This is a genomic window from Profundibacterium mesophilum KAUST100406-0324 (assembly GCF_009835145.1).
Classification (GTDB): Bacteria; Pseudomonadota; Alphaproteobacteria; order Rhodobacterales; family Rhodobacteraceae; genus Profundibacterium; species Profundibacterium mesophilum.
Genome location: NZ_APKE01000014.1, coordinates 175,181 through 201,593, shown reverse-complemented (window position 1 = coordinate 201,593; position 26,413 = coordinate 175,181). Strand labels below are relative to the sequence as shown.

Sequence of the window (26,413 nt, the reverse complement as noted above, 5' to 3'; positions counted from 1 at the left end):
AGCCTGTGCCCGTCCGCCGCCGCGATTGCAGGATGGACAATCTAGCGCGGCCTTGGTATAGGGCCAGCTCCTGCAATCCGACACTCTAACTTAGAAAGGTGGTGAAAACCACATGCAGGTCAGTGTTCGCGACAACAACGTCGATCAGGCGCTTCGTGCCCTGAAGAAGAAGCTGCAGCGCGAAGGTGTCTTTCGCGAGATGAAGCTTCGGCAGCACTTCGAGAAGCCTTCCGAAAAGAAGGCGCGCGAGAAGGCCGAGGCCATCCGCCGGCAGCGCAAGCTCGCTCGCAAGAAGGCCCAGCGCGAAGGACTTCTCTGAAGTCTCGTGCATTGCCGCAGGGCCCCGCTCGCGCGGTCCGCGGCATGACAATGACGGCCCCCGGGCGAAAGCTTCGGGGGCTTGTCGCCTCCCCTCCCCCCGCGGCTCTTGTCCATCTTTGCCGCCCGCGCCCGTCCATGACGGCACCCGGCCGCCGTGCCCGCGTTCTTGCAACATGCGCGCTTCTTGCTATGACCCGGCGGCAGCAGTGACCTCCGGCGGCAAGGACGTATCATGGATCATTTTCTCTATAACGGCGGCAAGCTCCATGCCGAGGATGTGCCGCTCTCGCGGATCGCCGAGGCGGTGGGCACCCCGTTCTATTGCTATTCGACCGCGACCCTGACCCGGCATTTCAAGCTTTTCGACGAGGCGCTCCAAGGGATGGATCACCTGGTCTGCTACGCGATGAAGGCCAATTCCAATCAGGCAGTGCTGCGCACCCTCGGGGCGCTCGGGGCGGGAATGGACGTGGTCTCGGGCGGCGAATACGCCCGCGCCCGGGCGGCCGGCATTCCCGGCGACAGGATCGTCTTCTCGGGTGTCGGCAAGACCCGTGAGGAGATGCGCATGGCCCTCGAGGGCGGCATCCGGCAGTTCAACGTCGAATCCGAACCCGAGCTTGAGCGGCTGAGTGCCGTGGCCGCGTCGCTCGGCCTCAGCGCGCCGGTCGCGATCAGGATCAATCCCGATGTGGACGCCCGCACCCACGAGAAGATCGCCACGGGCCGCAAGGAGGACAAGTTCGGCATTCCGATATCGCGGGCCCACGCGGTCTATGCCCGCGCCGCGTCCCTGCCGGGCGTGGAGGCGATCGGCATCGATGTCCATATCGGCAGCCAGCTGACGGCGCTCGAGCCCTTCGAGCAGGCCTATGGCAAGGTCGCCGACCTGACCCGTCAGCTCAGGCAGGACGGGCACGACATCAGGCGACTCGATCTGGGGGGCGGTCTGGGCATCCCCTACACGCGCGGCAACCAGGCCCCGCCCCTGCCCTCCGATTACGGCGCCCTGATCCGGCGGACGCTCGGCGACCTGGAATGCGAGATCGAGATCGAGCCGGGGCGCCTCATCGCGGGGAATGCCGGCCTGCTCGTCAGCGAGGTCGTCTATGTCAAGCAGGGCGAGGGCTCCGACTTCCTGATCATCGACGCGGCGATGAACGACCTGATCCGCCCGGCGATGTATGGGGCCCATCATGACATCGTGCCGCTCGTCGAGCCGGAGCCGGGCGCACCGACGAAGCCTTACGACATCGTCGGCCCTGTCTGCGAGAGCGGCGACACCTTCGCCAAGGGCCGCGAGCTTCCGCTTCTTGCCGAGGGCGATCTTCTCGCCCTGCGCAGCGCCGGTGCCTATGGCGCGGTGATGGCGTCGGAATACAACAGCCGCCCCCTCATCCCCGAGGTTCTCGTGAACGGCGATCAATTCGCCGTCATCCGCAAGCGCCCTAGCTATGAAGAGATGATCGAGCGAGATACCATTCCTCACTGGCTCTGACCCGCCACCGCGCGGCTGGCCGAAAGCGCAGAGGTTCATGATCCCAAAGCTCCGCCTTTCCGACGATGCCAACAGGGCGTTGCGCCGTCCCGTCGCGCTGACCCGTGCCGGGATGCTTGCCGAGCGGATCACCTATGGCTTCTGGCCGTTCTGGTCGCTGCTGATCGCCGCGCTGGCCGCGCTGATGTTCGGCCTGCCCACGGCGCTGCCGCTCGAGGCGGGCTGGACCCTGGCCGTGCTGACGGTGGTCGCCCTTTTCTGGACGCTCTGGCGCGGCCTGCGCCGGTTCTCCTGGCCCAGCCATGCCGAGGCGCTCGACCGGCTCGACCGCACCATGGCGGGGCGGCCCATCACCGCGCTCACCGACGCACAGGCCGCGGGCGCCGCCGACCCGGCCTCCGCGGCCCTGTGGCGGGCGCATCAGGACCGCATGGCGCGGCGTTTGCACGCGGCCGCCCCGGTGCGTCCGGATCTGCGGCTTGCGGCGCGCGACCCCTTCGCCCTGCGCTACGTCGCGCTCTTGTGCTTCGTGATCGCGCTCCTCTTCGGCTCGGTGATGCAGATCGCCAACATCGCCGGAATGGCCGGACCGGGCGCGGGCGGCGCACAGGCCGCGGGGCCCTCCTGGGAGGGATGGATCGAGCCTCCGGCCCATACCGGGCGACCCGGCCTCTATCTTGGTGATCTGGGCAAGAATCCGGTCGAGGTGCCGCAGGGCAGCGAGGTCACGCTGCGGCTCTATGGCGAGATCGGCGCGCTGACGGTTGCCGAAACCGTCTCGGGCCGGACGGGCGACGCGGGAAGCGCGGCCGATGCCGAGCAGAGCTTCGAGATCGCGCAGAGCGGAACCCTGCGCATCGACGGGCCCGGCGGTCGCGGTTTCGACATCGTGGCCCGCGCCGATGCCGCGCCCCGCATCGCCGCCGCCGGACCCGTCGAGCGCGCCGCGGGCGGCACGTTCCGGCAAGCCTTCACCGCAAGCGACGATTACGGCGTTGAGGGGGGACAGGCGGTAATCACCCTCGACCTTGACGCGGTCGACCGCCGTCATGGGCTCGCCGCCGCCCCCGATGAGCGCGCGCCCCTGACCGTCGATCTGCCGATGCCGATCGCGGGAAGCCGGACCAAGATCGCGGAAACCCTGATCGAGGAATTCGGCAAGCATCCATGGGCCAACCTGCCCGTGCGGATCACCTACGAGGCGCGGGACGGCGCGGGACAGAGCGGTCTTTCGGAGCCGGTGGAGACACCGCTTGCCGGACAGCGATTCTTCGACCCGCTGGCGCAGGCGGTGATCGAGCAGCGCCGCGACCTGCTCTGGGCGCGGTCCAACGGGGCGCGTGTCGCGGCGATCCTGCGCGCCGTGTCGTGGAACCCTGACACGCTCTTCAGCGATGACGCGCTATACCTGCGTCTGCGCGTCGCGATCCGCCGGCTCGAGGCGGGGATCGCCGCCGGGGCGTTGCCGCGGGAGCTGCAGGAAGAGATCGCCGAGGAGCTCTGGCAGATCGCCGACCGTCTCGAGTTCGGCGACCTTTCGGATGCGCGCGATCGGTTGCGGCGGGCGCAAGAGCGGCTGAGCGAAGCGATGCAGAACGGCGCGAGCCCGGCGGAGATCGCCGAGCTGATGGATGAGCTGCGGGCGGCCACGGATGCCTATATGGAGCAGCTCGCCGAACGCGCCGAGGCGCAGGACAGCCAGCAGGCGCAGGCCGAGAGCGAGGAGATCACCGGCGATCAGCTTCAGCAGATGCTCGACCGCATCCAGGAATTGATGGAGCAGGGCCGCATGGAAGAGGCCCAGCGCCTTCTCGATCAGCTCGCCCAGATGATGGAGAACATGCAGGTCGCCCAGGGCCAGGGCGGCGAGACTGGCCAGCAGGGCGATGGCCAGGGACAGGGCCAGCAAGCGATGCAGGATTTGCGCGAGACGCTGCGCCAGCAGCAGGAGCTGAGCGACGATGCCTTCCGCGATCTGCAGGAGCGGTTCAACCAGGACGGCACCGGCACTCCGCCGGGCCAGAACCCGCAAGGCGGCGGGGGCCAGGACGGCATGGAGCCGGGCGATCAGGGTGCGGCCGGCCAGGGAGAGGGCCAAGGTCAGGGCCAAGGCGCGGGTCGGGACGGGGATCGGAGCGGCACGGGTCAGGGCGGCACCGGTGCGCAGCCGGGCATCGCGGACCGCCAGCAGGCGCTGCGCCGCGAGCTCGACCGGCAGAGACAGACGCTGCCCGGCGCCGGCACGCAGGAGGGTGACGCGGCGCGCGATGCGCTGGGACGTGCGGGCACGGCGATGGACGGCGCCGAGGAGGCGCTTCGCGCCGATGACATTCCCGGCGCGCTCGATCGCCAATCCGACGCGATGGAGGCCCTGCGCGAGGGCATGCGCAGCCTCGACGAGGCAATGGCGCAGGGCGAAGGTGCGCCGGGACAGGAAGGCGGTCAGGGACAGGCCGGAATGCGGGGCGATATCGATGGCAGCCGGCGCGATCCGCTGGGCCGTGAATCGGGCTCGCAGGGCCAGAGCGGAACCGATCAGCAGCTCCTGCAGGGCGAGGATGTCTATCGCCGCGCCGAGGAACTGCTCGATGAGATCCGGCGTAGATCCGGCGAGCAGATCCGCCCCGAAGAGGAACGCGACTACCTGCGGCGGCTTCTCGACCGGTTCTGACGGGTGGGACGATCATGTGCCCATGCCAGCCCCTGCGCGCGCATGGACCGGCATGGGCAGCGGCGCGGCAAAGACGAGGCGTAAGGACTAGGTCAGCAGGTTAGCAGGCCGTTGGAAGTTGGGCCAATCCGGTGCTTGCGCCTAGTCGAAAGTGCCCGCCGCGCGGCCCAGCAGCATGAAGGCCCGCGCCGTGCGCGTCTCGAGCAGCGCGGCCACATCCTCGTCGCCAAGATCCGGGGCGATCTCGGAGAAGATGTGATCGAAGAGGCGCAGGAAGTGATGCGCCGCATCGCGGAAGATCGTGTCCTGGCGCATTCGATCGGCGATCCGGTCCAGTGCCTCTTCGTTGGCGACCGTGCCGATGGCTTCGATCTCGGGGCTGCGTCCGCCTTCGGCGAAGATGCGCCATTGCGCGGGCGAAGCCGATTCGGGGCGCATCTCGTCCATGTAGATGCCATCCTGGCTCAGCAGTGTCAGGATGTCCTGCGCGGCCGTTACGAGCTGTGACGCCTTCTGGTCGTGCAGGGCGCGGCGCAACGCCTTGAAACCTTCCTTGTCCTGCGCATCGGCGGGAAACTGGAGGGCCGTCACGAAATCCTCGAAGCTCAGGGGCTGCCCGGAGGGCTCCTGCACCGCGTCGCCGCGGGCCGCCGGGTCGCGCGGCGCCGTCTCGCGTTCCGCAGGCGCGGTGCCTGCCGCCGGCTTGCGCGGTGCCGGGCTCGAAGGCTGCCTGAGCACGGAGGGCTCGGTGGCGGGAGACGGCTCGGCCCGCGGTGCGGCGCCGCGGGCCAGAACGCCATCGAGGCGGCGCTGCCCGTCGAGCAGGCGATCGAGCTTTGCCGCCAGTTCGGCGGGCGATGTGCCGCGTCCGCTACCAGCCGCGCCGGGCAGGCCCGGCAGTGCCGCCAGACGGTCGCTCATCTGGTCGAGACGCTGGACCATGTGAATCGCCAGAGCCAGCAGCACTCCCAGGACCGGCGGGAGCACGATCACCGCCGCGACGCCCGCGGCTCGCAGCAGGGAGAACGGCGCCTCGGGCTCCGCCCCGCTGCCCAGGAAGATGAAGGCTCCGCCGACAAGCACCATCCAGACCGCCGCCGCGACCAGCGCCGCTGTCCATGGTGCACGGTCCTCGGGGCCGTGTCCGGGGGTGCCGAACGGGCCCGCCGAAGCGATGCGGTCATTGTCGCGATCGACCATTGGTGATCTTTCCTGGATTGGGCTCTGGGCCTTGGGGCATGGCGCGGCGCGTGCGCCCGTCAGCTGTATTCGATGCTCAGGATCTCGTAGCTCTTCTGACCGCCGGGCGTGCGCACCTCGACGCTGTCGCCCTCCTCCTTGCCGATCAAGGCGCGCGCCAGGGGCGATTTGAGGTTGAGCTTGCCGTTCTCGATATCGGCCTCGGGCTCTCCGACGATCTGGAACCTGCGCTCCTCGTCGGTATCCTCGTCCACCAGCGTCACCCGCGCGCCGAACTTGATCGCCCCTGAAAGCTTGGCGGTGTCGATCACGTCGGCCAGGCTGAGGATGCTTTCGATCTCCTTGATCCGCCCCTCGATGAAGGACTGCTTCTCGCGGGCGGAGTGGTATTCGGCATTCTCGCTCAGATCGCCATGCTCGCGCGCCTCGGCGATCGCCCGGATGATCGCGGGCCGCTCGACGCTCTTGAGTTTCTTGAGCTCTTCGTTGAGCGCGGTCTGGCCCGCGCGGGTCAAAGGTATCTTGTCCATAACGCGCTTGTCTCGGCTGCTATCCGGGGATGGGGTGCTGTTATCTCAATGCGGCGGGCCGGTTCAATGGCGCGCGCGCCAGAGGAAAGCGAACACCCGCCGATCGGTCTTGTTCCCGGACTATGTGCCAGACCTGCTCGCCGGATGTCAAAGCCTGAACGCCGCCCGCCCCGTGTGCTGTCCCGTGCGGCGCCCCATGTGCCGCCGGCACGAAGAGGCACCCCGGGATGGTGCGGAGCGGGGGCCGCCATCCGGGGGCCCGCCCGCGCCCAGCCGCACGCACCGTCAAGCCCGCATGCCGATTGACCCCCCCCCGCCCAGTTCGCTAACCCTTTGCATAGGCCGCTCAGCGGGAAACAAAGGACAGATCATGACCGAGACCACTCGCGAATCCATGGAATACGATGTCGTGATCGTCGGTGCCGGCCCCGCCGGGCTGAGCGCGGCGATCCGCCTCAAGCAGCTCGACCCCGACACTCAGGTCGTCGTCCTGGAGAAGGGATCGGAGGTTGGCGCGCATATCCTGTCGGGCGCCGTGCTCGACCCTTGCGGGCTCGACGCCCTGATCCCCGACTGGAAGGAGAAGGGCGCGCCGGTCACGGTCCCGGTCAAGGAGGACAACTTCTACGTCCTCGGCGAGCAGGGCAAGCTCAGGGTGCCCAACTTCGCCATGCCGCCGCTGATGAACAACCATGGCAATTACATCGTCTCGATGGGCAATGTCTGCCGCTGGATGGCCGAGCAGGCCGAGGCGCTCGGCGTCGAGATCTTTCCCGGCATGTCCTGCTCGGAGCTGGTCTTCGCCGAGGACGGCACGCTCAAGGGCGTGGTCGCCGGCGAGTTCGGGCGCAACGCCGATGGCACCCCCGGCCCCTCCTACGAGCCGGGGATGGAGCTTCACGGCAAATACGTGATGCTGGCCGAGGGCGTGCGCGGCTCGCTCAGCAAGGAGGCGATCGCCCGCTACGATCTCGATGCGGCGAGCGACGTGCAGAAATACGGCCTCGGCATGAAGGAGATCTGGGAGGTCGATCCGGAGAAGCATTCCGAGGGCCGCGTCGTGCATACGATGGGCTGGCCGCTTGGCAAGAACGCGGGCGGCGGCTCGTTCATCTACCATCTCGACAACAACCAGGTCTATGTCGGCTTCGTCGTGCATCTGGGCTACGAGAACCCGCATGTCTTCCCCTACATGGAATTCCAGCGCTTCAAGCATCACCCCTACGTGGCCGAGCTTCTGAAGGGGGCCAAGCGCGTCGCCTACGGCGCACGGGCGATCACCGAGGGCGGCTGGCAGTCGCTTCCCAAACTCGCATTCCCCGGCGGCGCCCTTCTGGGCTGCGCCGCCGGCATGGTCAACGTGCCGCGCATCAAGGGCAACCACAACGCGATGCTCTCGGGCAAGGCGGCCGCCGAGGCAGCCCATGCCGCGATCAAGGAGGGCCGCTCCGGCGACACGCTCGAGAGCTATGACGCGGCGGTGCGCGAAGGGCCGATCGCGGCGGATCTCAAGCCGGTGCGCAACGTCAAGCCGCTCTGGTCGAAATACGGGCTGAGCGCATCCATGGCGCTCGGCGGCTTCGACATGTGGGCCGGAAGCCTGACGAAGTGGAACCCGCTCGGCACGCTGCGCCATGGCAAGACCGATGCCGAGGCGACGGGCCTGGCCAAGGATTTCGCGCCCATCGACTACCCCAAGCCCGACGGAAAGCTCAGCTTCGATCGCCTGACCAACGTTTCCTTCTCGATGACCAACCACGAGGAAAGCCAGCCCTCGCACCTGAGGCTCAAGGACCCGGCTGTGCCGGTGGAGGTCAACCTGCCGCGATATGCCGGCCCCTCGGCCCGCTACTGTCCCGCCGGCGTCTACGAGTTCGTGACCGAGGAGGGCAAGGAGCCGCGCTTCGTGATCAATTTCCAGAATTGCGTCCACTGCAAGACCTGCGACATCAAGGATCCGTCTCAAAACATCGTGTGGACGGTGCCGCAGGGCGGTGACGGGCCGAACTACCCCAACATGTAGGCTGCGTGGCCCGCGCCCCCACCTGTCGGGGGCGCGGGCATCCGCCGGGTGCCGATTGCACGGCCCGCTCCGGAGGGGTAGCGTTTGCGGAACGCCCGGACTCGAGAAAGGCCACCCGATGACCCATTCGCTGAAACGTCTCCTGCTGATCGCGGCGCTCGCCGGTGCCGGCGCCCTTCCGGCCGCGGCCGAGGAGGCGGCAGGGCCTTATCTCGCCGCACGCCAGGCGACGATCCAGAACGACTTCCGCGAGGCGGTGCGCTACTACGTGCGCGCCATGAGCGAGGATCGCGAGAATACCGACCTGATGGAAGGTGCGCTCACCGCCTATATCGGACTGGGCAAGATCCAGGAGGCCATCACCGTCGCCTCGCAGATCATCGAGGTCAAGCCGGGCAGCCAGATCGCGAACATGCTCACCCTGTCGCGATACGCCCACGAGGGCGATTTCGACGGGCTGCTGGCGAAGCTCGACGCGGGCCAGAGCGTCGGCGAGCTCTTTGACGGTCTGGTGCGCGCCTGGACGTTGGTGGGCACGGGGGACGGCGATGCGGCGATCGCGGCTTTCGAGGAAGTGGCCGCCGCGCGCGGCGTGGAAGCCTTCGGCATCTATCACAAGGCCCTCGCCCTCGCCGCCCTCGGCCGCTTCCAGGAGGCCGACGCGGTCATCACCGACGCGCAGGCGCTGCAACTGGACCGCCGCGGCATCATGGCCCATGCCCAGATCCTCAGCCAACTGGGGCGCAACGACGCGGCGCTCTCGAAGATCGAGGAGGGCTTCGGCGAGGATGTCGATCCGATCCTCGGTGATCTTCGCGCCCGGCTGGAAGCCGGCGAGACGCTCGACTACACCGTGACCGCCGATGCGAAGGACGGCCTTGCCGAGGTGCTCTTCTCCATCGCCAACGCGCTCGCGAACGAGAGCGGGCCAGCCTATACGCTGATCTATGCACGCATGTCGCAATACATGCGCCCCGATCACATCGAGGCGACGCTGCTCGTGGCCGCGCTTCTCGATCGGCTCGAGCAATACGAACTGGCGATCGAGGCCTATGGCGCCGTTCCGTCCGATCATCCCGCCTTCATCGCCGCCGAGATGGGCCGCGCCGAGGTCTTGCGCAAATCCGGCCGCGAGGACACGGCGATCGAGGTCGTGCGGCAACTGGCACGGATGCGCCCGGACAATTCGATGATCCAGGTCTCGCTGGGCGACGCACTGCGCGAATCGGGCCGCCATGCCGAGGCGATCACGGCCTATGACGCGGCGATCGAGCTCTTCGACACGGATGCCGAGAGCCAGTGGGTCGTCTACTTCGCCCGGGCCATCGCGCGCGAGCGCACCGACAACTGGACAGGCGCCGAGGCCGATTTCCTCAAATCGCTGGAACTGCGCCCCGGCCAGCCGCAAGTTCTCAACTACCTGGGATATTCCTATGTCGAGCGCGGCGAGAAGCTCGACACCGCCCTGTCGATGATCGAGCAGGCCGTCGCCGAAATGCCCGATTCGGGCTACATCACCGACAGTCTCGGATGGGTGTTCTACAGGCTCGGACGATACCAGGATGCCGTGGAGCCGATGGAGCGCGCGGTCGAGCTGATGCCCGTCGATCCGGTGGTCAACGACCATCTGGGCGATGTCTACTGGGCCGTCGGCCGCAAGCTCGAGGCCCGCTTCCAGTGGAGCCGCGCGCTCAGCTTCGTGGAGAACGACGAAAACGACGAGATCGATCCCGATCGTATCAGGGCCAAGCTGGAGCGCGGTCTCGACAAGGTACTCGAAGAAGAAGGCGCCGACCCGCTCAACCTCGCCGATGAGTGAGCCGCGGGGCGCCGGGGACGCGCGCCTCGCCGGCGCGGTGACGGAACGGGCCCCGGCAAAGATCAACCTCGCCCTGCATGTCACCGGCCGCCGCGCCGACGGCTATCACCTGCTCGACAGTCTCGTGATCTTCGCCGGGCCGGGCGACACCGTCACGGCAAGACCCGCGAAGGAGTGGTCCCTGTCCGTGACGGGACCGCGCGCTGCCGGGATCCCCGCCGGAGAGGAAAACCTGGTGCTGAGGGCCGCGCGCCTGATGGGCGGCCCGCCTGCGCATCTGACGCTCGACAAGCACCTGCCGGCATCGGCCGGCATCGGCGGGGGGTCGGCAGATGCCGCTGCCGCGCTGCGCGCCCTCGCCCGGCTCACCGGCCGCCCGATTCCCGCAGACCTGCAGGCTCTTGGTGCCGATCTGCCGGTCTGCATGGCATCCCTTCCGGCGCGGATGCGCGGGATCGGCGAGCGGCTCGATCCTTTCGCGGTTCCGGCGCTGGAGCTGTGCCTCGTCAATCCGGGCATCCCCCTCTCGACCCCGCGAGTCTTTGCCGCCCTCGAGCGCCGCGATGGCGGCGCCCTGCCCGACCATCTGCCGGACTTCGGCGATGCAGCCGCCCTGGCCGCGTTTCTCGCAAGGGATACACGCAACGACCTCGAAGCACCGGCGCGCCAGATGGCACCGGTGATCGGCGACGCGCTCGATGCCCTGCGCGCCGCGCGCGGATGCCTCTTGGCGCGCATGTCGGGATCGGGCGCCACCTGCTTCGGCCTTTTCGCGAATGCGGGCGCATGCGCGGATGCCGCCGGGGCCATCACGCGCAAACATCCCGGCTGGTGGACGGCCGCCCTTCGCTAGGGCGTTTTCATCTTCGCCGAAAATACCTTCGCCGAAGGCCCGCGCCCGCAGGGCGCGCAGATCGAAGCCGGGTCTCAGCTCACCCGCGAAACCACGAAATCCGCAAGATCCTGCAGCATGTCCCGCAGCGGCGCATCGGGCAACTTGCGCAATGCGGCCTGCGCCCGCGCGCTCCAGTCGAGGGCCTCCTGACGGGTGCGCTCAAGCGCGCCGTGCCGTTGCAGCAACTCGCGCGCGATCTCCAGATCGCCCTCCTGCTGCCGTCCCTTCTCGATCGTCCTGACCCAGAACGCACGCTCCTGCTCATCCGCGGCCGCGATCGCGTGGATCAGCGGCAGCGTCAGCTTGCGCTCGCGGAAATCGTCGCCGACATTCTTTCCCGTCGCCTCGCCGCCCATCCAGTCGAGCAGGTCGTCGACCATCTGGAAGGCGATCCCGAGCGCATCGCCATAGACATGCAGGCTGGCCACATGCTCCTCGGAAGCGCCGGCGATCACACCGCCCGCCTCGGTCGCCGCCGAGAAGAGCGCAGCCGTCTTGCCCCGTACGATCTGCAGATATGTCTGCGGTCCGGTCCGCAGATCGCGCGAGGCGCTCAACTGCAGCACCTCGCCCTCCGCGATCGTGGCGGAGGCATTCGCGAGAATGTCGAGCACCCTGAGCGATCCGGTCTCGACCATCAGCTGGAACGAGCGGGCAAAGAGGTAGTCGCCGACCAGAACGCTCGACTTGTTGTCCCACAGCAGGTTCGCCGTGGGGCGGCCGCGCCGGCGCTGGCTCTCATCGACCACGTCGTCATGAAGCAGCGTCGCGGTATGGATGAACTCGACCGTCGCGGCGAGCCTGACATCATGCGGCCCTTCGTAGCCGCAGAGCCGCGCCGCCGCGAGCGTCAGCATCGGACGGATACGCTTTCCCCCTGCCCCGATGAGGTGATCGGTAACCTCCGGAATGCGTGGCGCGTGCTGCGACGCCATCCGCTCCCGGATCAGGGCGTCCACCCGGGCGAGGGGCTCCGAGAGAGCTTCGGCAAGGCGTTCATGCGGCTTGGCGGGGACTGTCTCGATATTCATCACGCGTCCGTCTGATTGCTCGACAAAGCCGGCGGCTTGTCCTTTAGTCCGCTCATGAAGGAATTGATGCGCAGCAGTGACCCCACACAGATCGCCTTTGCCAAGGCCATCCTTCAGGGTGAGGGTATAGATTGCTTTGAAATGGACGTCCATATGAGCGTTCTCGAAGGCTCGATCGGGGTTTTGCCACGGCGGCTGATGGTTCGCGAGGCCGACTTGCCGTCCGCCGAGCGGGCGCTGCGCGACAACCTGATCGACCTCGGGCGATGAGCGATCCCGTCCCGGCATCGCCGGGCGATTCGGGGGCAACGGGCCGTGATGCCTTCCTGGGCGGGCGGGTCACGATCGAGCAGCCGCTCAACGGCTACCGCGCCGGTATCGATCCGGTCCTGCTCGCCGCGAGCGTGCCCGCACGTGCCGGGCAGAGCGTCCTGGAGCTTGGCTGCGGCGCCGGCACGGCGCTCTTGTGCCTCGGGCGCCGGATCGAGGGGCTGGAGCTGACCGGCGTCGAGCTGCAACCGGTCTATGCCGAGCTTGCGCGACGCAATGCCGCCGCGAACGCGCTCGCCGCCAGGATCGAGACCGCCGACCTTGCCGCCCTGCCCGCTGCCATCCGGGCAGAGCGCTATGATCACGTGATGTTCAATCCGCCCTATTTCGATCGAGGCTCGGGCACCCGCGCCGAGGACCCCGGCCGGGAAATCGCCCTTGGCGAGTCCACCCCCCTCGCCGATTGGGTCGCGGTGGCGGCACGGCGCCTGGCACCACGTGGACGGCTCGGCGTGATCCACAGGGCAGAGCAGCTCCCCGGCCTGCTGGCCGCATGCCACGGACGCGTGGGCAGCATCACCATCCGCAGCCTTCATCCGCGCGAGGGACGCCCCGCCCGTTTGGTCCTCATGAGCGCCATCAAGGGCGGGCGGGCGGCCCTGCGGATTGCCGCCCCGCTAATTCTCCATGCCGGGACGCATCACGGCGCCGATGGCGAGGATTACACCCCGGCGATCCGCGCGGTGCTGCGTGATGCCGCAGAACTGCCGTCAAACTGAGCGGCGCACCGCTCCCTGGCAGGCGAAAATAGGTTGCATTTGACCTACTACCGTTTCGGACAGGTGACAGAACGCGCGAAACGTGCTGCAATCCCTCCCACAGCAGCAAAAAAGGAGGAACACGATGAGCTTGAGTTCACATGTGCAGGAACTCCGAAAGAAACATCAATCCCTCTCGGAGATGGTCGAGATCGCGCAGCGAAGCCCGGGAAGCAGCGACAGCCAGATTGCGGAACTCAAGAAGAAAAAGCTCCGCATCAAGGAGCAGATCGAACGGCTTCAGCATCATTGATGCCCGGTCGGGGCGGCCATATGTCCGACCCGACCCCTGACAGCCGCCCGATCTGAAGGGCGGAACTGCCCCGGCATGCGTTGGTTCAGCGCACGCGATGCCGGGGCGGTCGTGCCCGAGGCCGCATGCAAGGCGGCGTCCTGCCCTTCAAGGATGCCGCCTTCGCCCGGCAGGCGACACGGCCCGCTCCGCATGCAATCACACAGTCCCGGTATATACCAACGGCAGCCAGCCACCGTGGCATCAGGCCTTGGCGCCGTGGCCCTGATCTGGACTGCTGGATAACGCGAAGAGGGGCCGACAAGCGGCCCCTCCGGGTTGGGTCGCACAAGAATCCGCCGCTCAGACGAAGAACTGTCCGCCATTGGCCGAAATCGTCGAGCCATTGATGAAACCCGCATCATCCGACACGAGGAAGGTGACGCAGCGCGCGATCTCCTCCGGCTCACCAAGCCGCCCTGCCGGGATCTGCGCGATGATGCTCTCGCGGACCTTTTCGGGGACCGCCATCACCATGTCCGTCCCGATGTAACCGGGGCAGACCGCATTCGCGGTGATGCCGGCGCGGGCACCCTCCTGGGCCAGGGATTTGACGATCCCGAGATCCCCCGCCTTCGATGCGGCATAGTTCACCTGGGCGAACTGTCCCTTCTGACCGTTGATCGAGCTGATGATGACAATCCGCCCGAACTTGCGCTCACGCATCCCCGGCCAGACCGGGTGGGTCATGTTGAACACGCCCGTCAGGTTCGTGTCGATGACCTCTTTCCACTGCTGCGGGGTCATCTTGTGGAAAGGGGCGTCCCGCGTGATGCCGGCATTGTTGACCAGCACGTCGATCGGGCCAAGCTCGGATTCCACTTGCTCGACCCCCGCCTTGCAGGCATCGTAATCGGCAACCGACCATTTGTAGGTCTTGATCCCCGTCTCTTCCGTGAACGAGCGGGCCGCGTCGTCGTTGCCAGCGTAATTCGCCGCGACGGTATAGCCGGCATCCTTCAGCGACTTGCTGATGGCGGCGCCGATCCCGCGCGATCCCCCGGTTACGAGTGCCACTCTGGACATGATGATTCCTCCTCCTGTGCTTTGGTTCGTGACGTGCAGTGTGATCGTGATGCACAGCCCCGCCCTCCTGCGGGGTCCGCGCGATCCGCGATGCGGTATGGAATGATGTGCGGTGCGGCGGATCGAAAGCCCCCCCGGAGCGCCGCATTCCATGACCGCGTTTCGTCATGGCCGCGCTGGGCGGGGCGTCACCCCCGCTCGACGCACATGGCAACGCCCATCCCGCCACCGATGCACAGCGTCGCCAGACCCTTCTTCGCGCCGCGCCGCTGCATCTCGAAGAGCAGGGTGTTGAGCACACGCGCGCCGGAAGCGCCGATGGGGTGACCGATGGCGATCGCGCCGCCATTGACGTTCACGATCTCGGGGTTCCAGCCCATGTCCTTGTTAACGGCGCAGGCCTGCGCGGCGAAGGCTTCATTCGCTTCGACGAGATCGAGATCCTCGGGCTTCCAGCCGGCTTTTTCGAGCGCCTTGCGGCTCGCATGGATCGGTCCAACGCCCATGATCGACGGGTCGAGCCCCGCCGTCGCATAGGAGACGATCCGCGCCAGCGGCTCGATTCCGCGTTTCTCGGCATTCTGCGCACTCATCAGCAGCACACCTGCCGCACCGTCGTTGATGCCGGAGGCGTTCGCCGCCGTGACCGAGCCATCCTTGGTAAAGGCGGGACGAAGCTTCTGCATCGCTTCCATGGTGGCGCCGTGACGAATGTATTCGTCCTTGTCCACCGTGACATCGCCCTTGCGCGTCTTCACGGTGAAGGGGACGATCTCGTCGTCGAAACGGCCCGCTTTCTGGGCGGCTTCCGCCTTGTTCTGGCTGGCCACGGCAAAGCGGTCCTGCGCCTCGCGGCTGATTTGCCATTTTTCGGCGACGTTCTCGGCGGTCTGTCCCATGTGATATCCGTTGAAGGCATCCCACAGGCCGTCCTTGATCATCGAATCGATGAATTTCATGTCGCCCATCTTGTGGCCTTGGCGCAGGTTGGCGACATGGGGGCTCATGCTCATGTTTTCCTGGCCGCCCGCCGCGACCACGTCCGCGTCGCCGAGCAGGATATGCTGCGCGCCAAGGGCGACGGCCCGCAAGCCCGAGCCGCAGACCTGGTTGATGCCCCAGGCGGCGCTCTCGACGGGAAGACCGGCGTTCACATGGGCCTGCCGCGCAGGGTTCTGGCCCTGCCCTCCGGTCAGCACCTGACCCAGGATCGTCTCCGAGACGTCGGCCTTGTCGATGCCGGCCCGTGCCACCAGCTCCTCAAGCACCGCCTTGCCGAGGTCATGGGCCGGTGTCGCGGCGAAGGCCCCGCCGAAACTTCCGACCGCGGTCCGTGCGGCGGATGCGATAACGACATTGGTCATGTGACATTTCTCCCTGATCTGTCAGCTCGAGCGTGCCGAAAACCAGTCAATTAACCGGTTTTCGACGCCGTTACTGTCGAGACTAGGGGGATGTTTTGAAAAGCACAATGCACGCTCGTTCCGGCATGAAACATGCCTCGGGCGGCATCCGGGCGGTATCAGCCAGCCTTCTTTCGCGCGTTGTTGCAGGGCTCCCAGCGCGGGCGGATCGTCGGTGCACCGAAATAATAGCCTTGCAGACAATCGACGCCGATCTGCCGCAGATATTGCGCGTCCTCGCCGGTCTCGACGAATTCGGCGATGGTGACCATGTCGAAATGCCGCCCGATCGAGACCAACGCCTTGACCACGGCCTGGTTGTCCGGCGAGCGGGCGATGCCCCTGATGAACTGTCCGTCGATCTTGAGAATGTCGAAATAGAGATCCTTGAGGTACCGCATCGAGGTATAGCCGGAGCCGAAATCGTCGATCGCAAAGCTTATGCCCTGATTCTGCAGGCGGTTCATGAAGACCTGCACCATGTCGGGCATCAGGATGGCCGAGCTTTCGGTGATCTCGAGGATGAGGCGCTCTCCGATCGAGGGATCCGCGGCAAGCGCGGTATCGAGCACCCGCGTCCAGTCGGGATAGCCGATCGAGCGGGCAGACATGTTGATCGACAGGCGCAGGCGCGGACGCTCCTGAAGGAGCTTGAGGCCCGCCTCGAGCGAGAGGCAGTCGATCTGCCGGCCCAGCTCCAACGTCTCCACCGCGCCGATGAAATCGCGCGCCGGGACGATTCGACCGTTATCGTCCAGGATGCGGATCAATCCCTCGTAGAAGACCGGTCGTTCCGGCCGGCTGGCTGGCACGACGGGCTGGAAAGCCAGCATCACGTTGCGCTCCGTCACGGCGCGCTCGACGGTGCGCAGGATCGACCGGTCGCGGAGATTGATCGCAATGCTCAGCGGATCACCCAGCTCCGGTTGGTATCCTCCAAGGTCTTCGGTTCGGTCCAGTCCCATTATTCCAAGCTCCCTCGCGGCACCGTCCTCTGGTGCCACGCCGCGCCTTAACGGGAGCTTAAACCGGGGATTTGTTTCTTATCCGCGGGAATTGCGCCCACGCCGTCAGCGCAGGTGTCCCTCGGCAGCGGCGGCGCTGCTGCCAAAGAAGAGCTGTGCCATGTCCTCGATCCCCAGGAACCGCAGCGCTTCGCCCTCCTGGTCGAAGCTGCGCAGGTCCACCAGAGGATTATCCGCCACGAGCCTCTCGAAGGCCCGGGCGCCTTGCAGGACCGAGGGACGGGACGCGAGAAGCGCCGTTCGACACGTGTTCGTACGCCGCGCATAGTGGCCCTTGGCCATGCTTGCCAACTGCCCCAGATCGCCATCGGAGATGGAGATATCGGTTATCCCCCGCAGATCGTGCAGCAGGTCGAGATCGGGCACATGATCGGGGTGATACGTGATGCGGTCGAAAACGCGCAGCAGATCGGGCACTGCGTAAGACCCGAAATAGCGCACGAAGACGAGCTTGCGCGCACGCAATATGCAGACAGCTTCGCCCAAGCTTACTCTTTCCCCTTAGTGAGAGGGTCAGGTCAAAAGAACTTAGACAAAATATCTACTTAAGGATGTTTGTGATGTCCATCAGTATTCCATGAGTTGCGCAACAATAGCTTTCGCGCTCTCTCCGAACCAATCGGCATCACCCTGCATCCGCGCGATCTCCCGGCCCTCGGCATCGAGCAGCAAGGTGACCGGCAGGCCCAGAACCGCCATGTCCCGTGCGAGGGCCTGATCGGCATCGTAGAACTTCTCCAGATGCGCGAGCCCGGCATCGGCGAAGAAGGCGTCGACGCCGCCCGGCGCGCTGCGGGCCGTGGCGATCGTCACCACATCGAACCCCTCCCCGCCGAACTCGGCCTGAAGCGCGTCCAGAAGCGGCATCTCGGTCCTGCAGGGCGCGCACCAGGTCGCCCAGAAATTGACCAGGACGGGCTTGCCTGACCAGTCGCCGAGCCTGCGCGTCTCGCCTTGCGCATCCTCGAAGGGCTCCTGCGAGACCGCCCGCGGCTCCGAATGAAAGATCAGCTTCTTCATGCTGCCCTCGCGCAGCGCCTCGAGCGCCGGCACATCGATGGAGGGGCCGGCGGGTGCCTCCGTCTTCGCGGATGCGTCGCCGGCGGCGCCCTGCCCGCTGACGGCGAGATTTGCACCAAGCCCGATGGCCATATAGAGAACGGCAAGTTCGATCTTTTTCATCATTCCTCCGGGAGCGCCCCATGACTGACAAGACTTCCAACGCGATGTGGGGCGGACGTTTCGCCGCCGGACCCGACGCCATCATGGAGGCGATCAATGCGTCGATCTCCTATGACCGGCGCCTTGCGCCGCAGGATATCGCCGGCTCACGCGCCCATGCCGCCATGCTTGCGGAGACGGGCATCGTGGAGCGTAGCGATGTGGAGGCGATCCGGGAAGGTCTGCTCACGGTCTTGTCAGAGATCGAGGCGGGAGAGTTCGCTTTCTCGGCGGCGCTCGAGGATATCCACATGAATGTCGAGGCGCGGCTCAAGGCGCTGATCGGCGACGCGGCCGGACGGCTGCACACCGCCCGGTCGCGCAACGACCAGGTGGCGACCGATTTCCGGCTCTGGACGCGCGATCAGTGCGATGCGGCGATCGCAGGTCTCGACGCGCTGATCGCGGCGCTCCTCGATCAGGCCGAGCAGGGTGCCGACTGGGTCATGCCCGGCTTCACCCACCTGCAGACCGCGCAGCCCGTCACCTGGGGCCACCACATGATGGCTTATGTGGAAATGTTCGCCCGCGATCGCGGCCGGCTCGTCGATGCGCGGCGCCGGATGAACGAAAGCCCGCTCGGCGCGGCCGCCCTGGCCGGCACCGGTTTTCCGATCGACCGGGAGATGACGGCGCGGGCGCTGGGCTTCGATCGGCCCATGGCAAACTCGCTCGACGCGGTTTCGGATCGCGATTTCGCCCTCGAATTCCTCGCCGCGGCCTCGATCTGCGCCATGCATCTGAGCCGCCTGGCCGAAGAGCTCGTGATCTGGTCCTCCGCGCAGTTCCGTTTCGTCTCCCTGTCGGACCGCTTCTCCACCGGCAGCTCGATCATGCCGCAGAAGAAGAACCCGGATGCCGCCGAGCTCATCCGCGCCAAGATCGGCCGCATCGTGGGCGCGAACGTGGCGCTGCTGACGGTGATGAAGGGATTGCCGCTCGCGTATTCCAAGGACATGCAGGAAGACAAGGAGCAGGTCTTCGACGCAGCCGATACGCTGATGCTGGCCTTGGCCGCGATGACCGGGATGATCGGTGACATGAGCGCCAATCGCGCGGCGCTCGCCAAGGCCGCCGGCAGCGGCTTCTCGACCGCGACGGATCTCGCGGATTGGCTGGTGCGCGAGGCAGGCCTGCCGTTCCGCGATGCCCATCACGCAACCGGCGCGCTGGTCGCGAGGGCGGAGGCGAAGGGATGCGATCTCCCCGATCTTTCCCTTGAGGAGATGCAGGCGGTGAATGCCGCGATCACGCAGGATGTCTTCTCGGTGCTGGGGGTCGAGAACTCGGTGCGCAGCCGCACCTCGCATGGCGGCACCGCGCCGGAGCAGGTGCGCCGCCAGATCGCCCGGTGGCGCGAGATGCAGAAGGGCCGGGCATGACCATGCCCCCGGCCGCTGCGCCCGCCCTGCTCCTCGCCGCCCTTCTGTTGCAGGGATGCGGCGCCGACGGCGCGCCCGTCCCCGCCGTCCCCCCCGCCCCCGAAGAGGCGGTCATCCGGGTGACGGAAACGCTCTGAACGCTCAGAGCGGCACGGCGAGGCTCTCGCGCACCGAGCGCAGGGCAAAGCTCGACTGCATCTGCGCGACGCCCGGCAGACGCGCGAGATTGGCACGGTGAATGCGGGCGAAATCATCGGTATCGGCGGCCACCACCTTGAGCAGGAAATCCGCCGTTCCCGCCATCAGGTGACATTCGAGCACTTCGGGGATGCGCGCCACCTCCCGCTCGAACGCATCAAGCACGTCATCGGCCTGGGTCGAGAGGGTGATCTCGACAAAGACGGTGGCGGCCAACCCGACCGCGCGCCGGTCGATCACCCCGGCATAGCCTTGGATCACGCCGATCGCCTCCAGCCGCGCAATGCGCCGATGACACGAGGAGGGCGAGACACCGGCCATCGCGCCGAGCTCCGCATTGGTCGCCCGCCCTGCCTTCTGTATCGCCGCGATCAGGCGCCGGTCCGTTTCATCAATTTGCGAAACCACGCAAGATTTTCCCATTCTATCCCTGACTGGAGCAAGGATTTACCGCGATCCGGGCAGGGTCGCCACCATTTTTCAATCAATGCGCGGCGCGCCCGATGCATCATACCCCCATCACATCTACTGAAGTCTGTCCAAGGAGCCCCAGCATGAAAATTGGATGCCCCACTGAGGTGAAGACCCGTGAGTACCGCGTCGGCCTCACCCCCCATGCCGCGCGTGAGGCGATCGCCCACGGGCACGAAGTCCTGGTGCAGGCGGGCGCGGGAACGGGCGCCGGCTTCTCCGACGAGGATTACAAGGAGGCCGGCGCGACGATCGCCGCCGATGCGCAGGCCGTCTTCGAGGCAGCCGAGATGATCGTCAAGGTCAAGGAGCCGCAGCCAAAGGAACGCGCGATGCTGCGCGGGGGTCAGCTCCTCTTCACCTATCTCCACCTCGCCCCCGATCCCGAACAGACCGATGACCTGATCCGTTCGGGCGCGACCTGTATCGCCTACGAGACGGTGACCGACGCGCGCGGCGGCCTGCCGCTCCTGGCGCCGATGTCGGAAGTGGCCGGCAAGCTCGCGCCGCAAATGGGCGCCTGGACGCTGCAGAAGGCCAATGGCGGCCGCGGGGTCCTGATGGGCGGCGTGCCGGGCGTCGGCCCGGCCCGCGTCGCGGTGATCGGCGGCGGTGTCGTGGGCACCCATGCCGCGCGCGTTGCGGCGGGAATGGGCGCCGATGTCACGGTGCTCGACCGCTCCCTGCCCCGCCTGCGCCAGCTCGACGAGACCTTCGGCGGGGTCTTCCGTACGAGCTATGCCAGCGCCGGAAACACCGCCGAGTTGGTGGCCGGGGCCGACATGGTGATCGGCGCGGTCCTCGTGGCCGGTGCCGCCGCGCCCAAGCTCGTCACGCGCGCGCAGCTGTCGCAGATGAAACCCGGCGCCGCGATCGTCGACGTGGCCATCGACCAGGGCGGCTGTTTCGAGACATCCCGCGCAACCACCCATGACGACCCGATCTACGATGTGGACGGGATCATGCATTACTGCGTGGCCAACATGCCCGGCGCGGTCGCGCGCACGTCCACGATCGCGCTCGGCAACGCGACGATGCCCTACATGCTCGCTCTGGCGGACAAGGGATGGCGCGCGGCCTGCGCCGAGGATCCCCACCTGACGGCGGGTCTGAATGTCCATGACGGGCGTATCACCCACCGGGCGGTGGCGGAGGCGCTCGGCCGGGATTTCAGCGATCCCGGGCGCCTGCTCGCCGGCTGACCCGGTCGAAGGGAGGGGCGCCGCGCGTCCCTCCCTCTCTCCCCCGACGGGGTACGGCGAAACCCGCGTTCCTTGCCCAGCGCCAGACGGGGCGCCGCGCTTCACCGCGCCTTCAGCACATCCCGGATCTCGATCAGGATATCCTTCTCGCTGGGCGCGGTCGGCACGCTCGGTGCGACATCGTCGGGCGATTCGGTCAGTTTGCGCAGCTTGTTCACCCACTTGACCAGCAAGAAGACAACGAAGGCGATGATCAGGAAATTGATCACCGAGCTGAGAAAGGCGCCATAGGCGAAGACCGCGGCGCCCGCGTCGCGGGCAATCTGCAGCGATTCGAAATCGGCACGGCTGCCGCCCGACAGGATGACGAACTTGTCGGAGAAATCGATCCCGCCGGTGATGATCCCGAGAACGGGGTTCAGCAGGTCATCCACCACCGATTTCACGATCGCGGTGAAGGATGCGCCGATGATGATTCCCACGGCCATGTCCATGACATTGCCCTTGGCGATGAAATCCTTGAATTCCTCAAGCATCGGCCCGCGTCTCCGGCAGCGCCCCCGTCAGAACGTAGCGCAGCATCTGCACCACCTGCTCGGGCGTCTCCGCCACCGCCAGCGCGGCCGCATCGACTTCCTTGAGCGCATGTTGATGTTCGGGTCCATGCAGCACGATCAGCGACTTGCCGAGCGCCGCCGCCTGGCCCGCATCGAATGCCGCGTTCCACTGCTTGTACTTGTCGCCGAAGCGCACCACGACCACGTCGGCGCCCTCGATCCCGCGGCGCGTACGGATCGCGTTGAGCCCCGCCCCCTTGCGATCATGCCAGAACCGGCTCTCCTCGGCGCCGAGGATGGCCGCGCCGCAATCGTCGCTGGCGGCGTGATCGGTCACGGGACCGTCGAAGCGCACGTCGAGGCCTTCCGCCCCGGCGACGATCCTGTCGCGCCAGTCGGTATGGATCTCACCCGACAGATAGACCTTCAGCATCGCGCTCTCCTTCATCTTCGTCAAAATACCTCCCCGCCGGAGGCGTCCGCCATCAGCCGCGCAGCGTGCCGCCGGTCGCCTTCGTGACCTTCTCGACGATCTTGCCGCTGACTGCCTCGATCTGCGCCTCCGTGAGAGTGTCCTCCCGCGGCTGCAGCCGCACCGTGATGGCAAGGGACTTGCGTCCCTCCCCGAGCACCCCGCCGACGAACTCGTCGAAGACACGAACCTCCTCGATCAGGGCCTTGTCTGCACCGGCCGCGGCGTTCACGAGGGTCAGTGCCTCGACCCGATCATCGACCACGAAGGCGAAATCGCGCTCGACGGCCTGAAGATCGCCCAGAACGAGCGCCGGCCGCGTGGCCGATTGGTTGCGCGGGGCCGGCACCTCCTCGGGAGAGACGACGAAGGCGACCGCGCTTCCCTTGATCCCCATCTGGCGCAAGACGGCGGGATGCAGCTCGCCGAAGACGGCAAGCCTCTTCTTGGGACCCAAGCAAAGGATGCCGTGCCGGCCCGGATGCCACCAGCCTTCCCCGCCGCGCATGATCTGCATCTTGGCAGGCGCGCCGATCGCCGCGAGCACGGCTTCGGCATCCGCCTTCGCGTCATAGATGTCGACGGCGCGCGCGGCACCGTGCACGTCCTTGGGCCCGGTGCGCCCGCAAAGCAGCCCGGCGATCTGCACCTGCTGCTCGCCGGGCTCGCCGCCCGAGAAGACCGGCCCCACCTCGAACAGCGCGAGATCGCCCGCGCCGCGGGCCTGGTTGCGGGCCGCGGCCTGCAGCAATCCCGGCAGCAGGTGCGGGCGCATATGGCCAAGCTCGCGGCTGATCGGGTTCTCGAGCCGGCGCGCCGGCTCGCCCCCGCCGAAAAGCTCCGCCGAGGCCGCGTCCACGAAACTGTAGGTGACGCATTCGTTGTAGCCGAGGGCCGCCACGGTCCGGCGCGCCATCTGCTCGCGCTTCTGGGCGGCGGTCAGGACAGGCGCGGAAACACCGGCGCGGGCGCGTTCTAGGGGGCGGCCTTCGAGACGGGTCAGCGAGGCGATCCGCGCGACCTCCTCCACCAGGTCGGCGCTGCCCTGCACGTCGGGCCGCCAGCTCGGTACTTGGACCATGTCGCCATCGATGGTGAAGCCGAGCGCCTCGAGCGCGGCATGCTGGCGCTCGGGCGCGATCTCCATGCCGACAAGGCTCTGCACCCTGCCCGTATCGAGGGGATAGGATCGCGCGGTCTGCGGCACCTCACCGGCCTGCACCAGTTCGGAGGCGGTGCCACCGCACAGATCGAGGATCATCGCGGCCGCGAGATCGAGCCCCGGCAGGGTGAACTCGGGATCGACGCCGCGCTCGAACCTGTAGCGTGCGTCCGAATTGAGTTTCAGGGCCCGGCCCGTCCGCGCAATGCTCACCGGGTCCCACCAAGCGCTTTCGAGGAAGACATCCGTCGTCCCCTCCGAGACCCCGGTCGCGGCGCCGCCCATGATGCCGGCAATGCTCTGCGGACCGGCATCGTCGCGGATCACCATCATTCCCGGTGCCAGGGTATAGCTCTTCTCGTCGAGCGCCTCGATCGTCTCGCCGCCGCTCGACAGCCCGATGCCCAGATCGCCCTTCACATGCGCCATGTCGAAGACATGAAGCGGTCGGTTGCGGTCAAAGGTGAAGAAATTGGTAATGTCGACGAGTGCCGAGATCGGACGCAGGCCGATCGCCCGCAACCGGCTCTGAAGCCATTCCGGGGAGGGACCGTTGGTCACGCCGCGGATCACGCGCCCGGCGAAAAGCGGGCAGCCCTCGCGCGCATCCTCCCCGATGGTCACGTCGAGGCCGGCGGGCCCTTCCTGCGCGATGCGCGGCTCGGGCGCGGGTTTCAGCGTGCCGAGCCCCCGCGCTGCGAGATCGCGCGCGATGCCGCGCACGCCCAGCGCATCGGGGCGGTTCGGGGTGATCGCGATCTCGATGACCGGGTCGACCTTTGCCGGATCGTTCTGCGCCAGCCAATCGGCGAAGCTCTGGCCGACCTCGCCGGAGGCCAGCTCGATGATGCCGTCATGCTCCTCGGAAAGCTCCAGTTCCCGCTCGGAGGCCATCATGCCGTGGCTCTCGATCCCGCGGATCTTGCCGACCTGGATCGTGGTGTCGATCCCGGGGACATAAGAGCCGGGGCTGGCCACGACCACCGTGATCCCGGCGCGGGCATTGGGCGCGCCGCAGATGATCTGGCTCATGCCATCGGCAGTGCGCACCTGGCACACGCGCAGCCGATCCGCATCGGGATGCTTCTCGGCGCTCTCGACATGGCCGAGCCGGAAACCGGAGAGCATGTCGGCCGGGTTCGACACCGCCTCGACCTCGAGCCCCAGATCGGTCAGGGCCTCAGCGATCTCGTCCACCGAGGCGGTGGTGTCGAGGTGATCCTTGAGCCAGGTGAGTGTGAATTTCATGGGACAGCCGCCTTGTCAGTTTAACCGCAGCAGGTACCCCAGCGCGGTGCAGATGGAAAGGATCGCGCCGCGCGGCACCCGGCCGCCCGCGCCTATCGCTCGGAGAGATCCTCGATCAGTTCGAAGCGCTCGAAGACCAGCTCGGCCGCCGCATCGAGCGCCTCGCCGCCGAGGCTTTCGCGGCGCAGCCTGCGCCATTCCTCGAGGCTCGCGGCCTCGCCTTCCGCGAGGGCCATCTCCTCGGTCACGTCGCAGAAGCGGACCGTCTCGACCGCAGTCGTGCGGATCACGAGGGCCGGCGCCCCGTCCCAATCCACCGCGATATCGGCCCGCCCGGCGCGCGGCAGGGCATCGAGATCGCCGCCGAAATCCGAAAGGAGCGCGACATTCGCGGTCTTGGTTCCCCGGCGCACCATCTCGTTGAGGCGGCGGCAGGCGACCCGGCTGGTGCCGAAGCGGAACGTGCCCGCCCCGGGATAGGTATCCTGAAGATCCTCGTAATCGTCGTTCATGCGCGTCTCCCGCTGGGGGTTTGCATCGGGTGCGGGCCGGCGGGAACGCCCCCGCGTCTGGCGCGTGCGGCGCGGCCCCTCAGACCCCGCCATGGAGCGTCGGCACGTCCAGCGCGCCGAATCCGTAATGGCGCAGCCAGCGCAGGTCCGAATCGAAGAACGCCCGCAGGTCGGGTATCCCGTATTTCAGCATGGCGAGCCGGTCGATCCCGATGCCGAAGGCGAAACCCTGCCATTCGTCGGGATCGATGCCGCCCGCCCGCAGCACCGAAGGATGCACCATTCCCGAGCCGAGCACCTCGAGCCAGCCATCGCCCTCGCCGACCTTCACCTGGCCGCCCTCGAAGCTGCACTGGATGTCCACCTCCGCCGAAGGTTCGGTGAATGGGAAATGCGAGGCGCGGAAGCGGGTCTTGACCTCGCGGCCGAAGAAGGCGGTCAGGAATTCCTCGAGCACCCATTTGAGATTGGCCATCGAGATGTCGCGGCCGATCGCCAGCCCCTCGACCTGATGGAACATCGGGGTGTGGGTCTGGTCGTAATCGGCGCGGTAGACGCGGCCCGGTGCGATGATGCGCAGCGGCGCGCCCTGCTCCTGCATGGTGCGGATCTGCACGGGCGAGGTATGGGTACGCAGCACGTGCGGGGGTCGGTCGTCGCCTTCGGCGCGGGTCATGTAGAACGTGTCCATCTCGCCGCGCGCGGGGTGATGGTCGGGGATGTTCAGCGCGTCGAAATTGTACCAGTCGCTTTCGATCTGCGGCCCCTCGGCCACCGAGAAGCCAAGATCGGCGAAGATCGCCGTGACCTCCTCCCAGACCTGGCTGACGGGGTGGACGGTGCCCTGCGCCACGCCGCGCGGCCCGGCACGGCCCGGCAGCGTCACGTCGAGCCATTCGCCGGCAAGACGCGCCTCGAGCGCCTCCGCCTCGAGGGCGGCCTTGCGCGCCGATATCGCCTGGGTGATCTCGGTCTTGAGCGCGTTGAGAGCGGGGCCGGCCTCCTGGCGCTCCTCCGGGCTCATCTTGCCCAGCTCGCGCATCTTGAGGCTGACCTCGCCCTTCTTGCCGATCGCGGCGAGACGGACCTCTTCGAGCGCGGCCTCGTCGCCTGCCTCGGAAATCGCCGTCAGGTATTTCTCTTTCAGATCGTCCATCACGAGGCCC

Annotated in this window: 26 protein-coding genes; 12 read left to right on the top strand and 14 right to left on the bottom strand. The window is 67.2% G+C overall.

Going from position 1 to position 26,413, the window contains the following annotated elements; all coding sequences use genetic code 11:
- The first annotated feature begins 112 nt into the window (after nt 1-112).
- The 3 genes from rpsU (at nt 113) to PMES_RS05970 (ending at nt 4,490) form a co-directional block, all read left to right on the top strand.
- On the top strand, nt 113-319 hold the full coding sequence (gene rpsU, locus PMES_RS05980; protein WP_018302784.1) for a 30S ribosomal protein S21: 207 nt from the start codon (nt 113-115) through the stop codon (nt 317-319).
- A gap of 234 nt (nt 320-553) precedes the next feature.
- Nucleotides 554-1,819 carry a diaminopimelate decarboxylase gene (lysA, locus tag PMES_RS05975; RefSeq protein WP_159964604.1) on the top strand — a complete coding sequence of 422 codons (1,266 nt, stop codon included), beginning with the start codon at nt 554-556 and terminating at the stop codon, nt 1,817-1,819.
- 37 nt (nt 1,820-1,856) lie between these two features.
- On the top strand, nt 1,857-4,490 hold the full coding sequence (locus PMES_RS05970; RefSeq protein WP_159964603.1) for a TIGR02302 family protein: 2,634 nt from the start codon (nt 1,857-1,859) through the stop codon (nt 4,488-4,490).
- Nucleotides 4,491-4,631: 141 nt separating this feature from the next.
- Here PMES_RS05970 and PMES_RS05965 read toward each other — a convergent pair whose 3' ends face one another.
- Nucleotides 4,632-5,690: a hypothetical protein gene (locus PMES_RS05965; protein ID WP_159964602.1), complete on the bottom strand. Its 1,059-nt coding sequence runs from the start codon at nt 5,688-5,690 to the stop codon at nt 4,632-4,634.
- A gap of 59 nt (nt 5,691-5,749) precedes the next feature.
- Nucleotides 5,750-6,220 (bottom strand): transcription elongation factor GreA, encoded by a 471-nt coding sequence (gene greA / locus PMES_RS05960; RefSeq protein ID WP_159964601.1) that lies wholly within the window; start codon nt 6,218-6,220, stop codon nt 5,750-5,752.
- A gap of 370 nt (nt 6,221-6,590) precedes the next feature.
- Here greA and PMES_RS05955 point away from each other — a divergent pair, with 370 nt between their 5' ends.
- The 3 genes from PMES_RS05955 to PMES_RS05945 all read left to right on the top strand — a co-directional run bounded on the left by PMES_RS05955 (nt 6,591) and on the right by PMES_RS05945 (nt 10,915).
- The gene (locus PMES_RS05955) at nt 6,591-8,243 is read left to right on the top strand and encodes an electron transfer flavoprotein-ubiquinone oxidoreductase (protein WP_159964600.1); all 1,653 of its coding nucleotides are present in this window, start codon (nt 6,591-6,593) and stop codon (nt 8,241-8,243) included.
- A gap of 118 nt (nt 8,244-8,361) precedes the next feature.
- On the top strand, nt 8,362-10,062 hold the full coding sequence (locus PMES_RS05950; protein ID WP_159964599.1) for a tetratricopeptide repeat protein: 1,701 nt from the start codon (nt 8,362-8,364) through the stop codon (nt 10,060-10,062).
- Nucleotides 10,063-10,099: 37 nt separating this feature from the next.
- On the top strand, nt 10,100-10,915 hold the full coding sequence (locus PMES_RS05945) for a 4-(cytidine 5'-diphospho)-2-C-methyl-D-erythritol kinase (RefSeq protein WP_201288968.1): 816 nt from the start codon (nt 10,100-10,102) through the stop codon (nt 10,913-10,915).
- Between the two features lie 74 nt (nt 10,916-10,989).
- On the opposite strand, the gene PMES_RS05940 is transcribed toward PMES_RS05945, so the two are convergent.
- Nucleotides 10,990-11,988, bottom strand: coding sequence for a polyprenyl synthetase family protein (locus tag PMES_RS05940; RefSeq protein ID WP_159964597.1), 999 nt, complete (start codon nt 11,986-11,988; stop codon nt 10,990-10,992).
- A 54-nt stretch (nt 11,989-12,042) separates the two neighbouring features.
- On the opposite strand from PMES_RS05940, the gene PMES_RS05935 reads away from it, so the two are divergent.
- The 3 genes from PMES_RS05935 (at nt 12,043) to PMES_RS05925 (ending at nt 13,329) form a co-directional block, all read left to right on the top strand.
- Nucleotides 12,043-12,258: a putative signal transducing protein gene (locus tag PMES_RS05935; RefSeq protein WP_159964787.1), complete on the top strand. Its 216-nt coding sequence runs from the start codon at nt 12,043-12,045 to the stop codon at nt 12,256-12,258.
- The gene (locus tag PMES_RS05930; RefSeq protein WP_159964596.1) at nt 12,255-13,037 is read left to right on the top strand and encodes a tRNA1(Val) (adenine(37)-N6)-methyltransferase; all 783 of its coding nucleotides are present in this window, start codon (nt 12,255-12,257) and stop codon (nt 13,035-13,037) included. The genes PMES_RS05935 and PMES_RS05930 overlap by 4 nt, the downstream gene beginning before the upstream one ends.
- A 124-nt stretch (nt 13,038-13,161) precedes the next feature.
- Nucleotides 13,162-13,329: a YdcH family protein gene (locus PMES_RS05925; RefSeq protein WP_159964595.1), complete on the top strand. Its 168-nt coding sequence runs from the start codon at nt 13,162-13,164 to the stop codon at nt 13,327-13,329.
- Nucleotides 13,330-13,671: 342 nt separating this feature from the next.
- On the opposite strand, the gene phbB is transcribed toward PMES_RS05925, so the two are convergent.
- From phbB to PMES_RS05900, 5 genes are all read right to left on the bottom strand, one after another.
- A complete protein-coding gene (phbB, locus tag PMES_RS05920; protein ID WP_159964594.1) occupies nt 13,672-14,394 on the bottom strand; it encodes an acetoacetyl-CoA reductase in 723 nt (240 codons plus the stop codon).
- 188 nt (nt 14,395-14,582) lie between these two features.
- Nucleotides 14,583-15,758: an acetyl-CoA C-acetyltransferase gene (locus PMES_RS05915; RefSeq protein ID WP_159964593.1), complete on the bottom strand. Its 1,176-nt coding sequence runs from the start codon at nt 15,756-15,758 to the stop codon at nt 14,583-14,585.
- Between the two features lie 158 nt (nt 15,759-15,916).
- Complete coding sequence (locus PMES_RS05910) at nt 15,917-16,762, bottom strand: EAL domain-containing protein (protein ID WP_159964592.1); 846 nt, start codon at nt 16,760-16,762, stop codon at nt 15,917-15,919.
- Between the two features lie 105 nt (nt 16,763-16,867).
- The gene (locus PMES_RS05905) at nt 16,868-17,308 is read right to left on the bottom strand and encodes a hypothetical protein (protein ID WP_159964591.1); all 441 of its coding nucleotides are present in this window, start codon (nt 17,306-17,308) and stop codon (nt 16,868-16,870) included.
- Nucleotides 17,309-17,389: 81 nt separating this feature from the next.
- Nucleotides 17,390-18,004 carry a TlpA disulfide reductase family protein gene (locus PMES_RS05900; RefSeq protein WP_159964590.1) on the bottom strand — a complete coding sequence of 205 codons (615 nt, stop codon included), beginning with the start codon at nt 18,002-18,004 and terminating at the stop codon, nt 17,390-17,392.
- Between the two features lie 20 nt (nt 18,005-18,024).
- Here PMES_RS05900 and argH point away from each other — a divergent pair, with 20 nt between their 5' ends.
- Both argH and PMES_RS05890 read left to right on the top strand, forming a co-directional pair.
- Nucleotides 18,025-19,425 carry an argininosuccinate lyase gene (argH, locus tag PMES_RS05895; RefSeq protein WP_159964589.1) on the top strand — a complete coding sequence of 467 codons (1,401 nt, stop codon included), beginning with the start codon at nt 18,025-18,027 and terminating at the stop codon, nt 19,423-19,425.
- On the top strand, nt 19,422-19,562 hold the full coding sequence (locus PMES_RS05890) for a hypothetical protein (RefSeq protein WP_159964588.1): 141 nt from the start codon (nt 19,422-19,424) through the stop codon (nt 19,560-19,562). Before argH ends, PMES_RS05890 begins: the two co-directional genes overlap by 4 nt.
- Before the next feature lie 4 nt (nt 19,563-19,566).
- Here the strand turns inward: PMES_RS05890 and PMES_RS05885 are convergent, their stop codons facing one another.
- On the bottom strand, nt 19,567-20,046 hold the full coding sequence (locus PMES_RS05885; protein WP_159964587.1) for an Lrp/AsnC family transcriptional regulator: 480 nt from the start codon (nt 20,044-20,046) through the stop codon (nt 19,567-19,569).
- A 131-nt stretch (nt 20,047-20,177) separates the two neighbouring features.
- On the opposite strand from PMES_RS05885, the gene ald reads away from it, so the two are divergent.
- Nucleotides 20,178-21,296, top strand: a complete 1,119-nt coding sequence (gene ald / locus PMES_RS05880) for an alanine dehydrogenase (protein WP_159964586.1) — start codon at nt 20,178-20,180, stop codon at nt 21,294-21,296.
- Nucleotides 21,297-21,397: 101 nt separating this feature from the next.
- Here ald and mscL read toward each other — a convergent pair whose 3' ends face one another.
- The 5 genes from mscL to pheS form a co-directional block, all read right to left on the bottom strand.
- Nucleotides 21,398-21,832: a large conductance mechanosensitive channel protein MscL gene (mscL, locus tag PMES_RS05875; RefSeq protein ID WP_159964585.1), complete on the bottom strand. Its 435-nt coding sequence runs from the start codon at nt 21,830-21,832 to the stop codon at nt 21,398-21,400.
- Nucleotides 21,825-22,286 carry a YtoQ family protein gene (locus PMES_RS05870; protein ID WP_159964785.1) on the bottom strand — a complete coding sequence of 154 codons (462 nt, stop codon included), beginning with the start codon at nt 22,284-22,286 and terminating at the stop codon, nt 21,825-21,827. The genes mscL and PMES_RS05870 overlap by 8 nt, the downstream gene beginning before the upstream one ends.
- 52 nt (nt 22,287-22,338) lie before the next feature.
- Nucleotides 22,339-24,735, bottom strand: coding sequence for a phenylalanine--tRNA ligase subunit beta (pheT, locus tag PMES_RS05865; protein ID WP_159964584.1), 2,397 nt, complete (start codon nt 24,733-24,735; stop codon nt 22,339-22,341).
- Between the two features lie 92 nt (nt 24,736-24,827).
- A complete protein-coding gene (locus tag PMES_RS05860) occupies nt 24,828-25,247 on the bottom strand; it encodes an ASCH domain-containing protein (RefSeq protein WP_159964583.1) in 420 nt (139 codons plus the stop codon).
- Between the two features lie 79 nt (nt 25,248-25,326).
- Entirely contained in the window at nt 25,327-26,403 is a 1,077-nt protein-coding gene (pheS, locus tag PMES_RS05855; protein ID WP_159964582.1) for a phenylalanine--tRNA ligase subunit alpha, read from the bottom strand.
- Between the last annotated feature and the right edge of the window lie 10 nt (nt 26,404-26,413).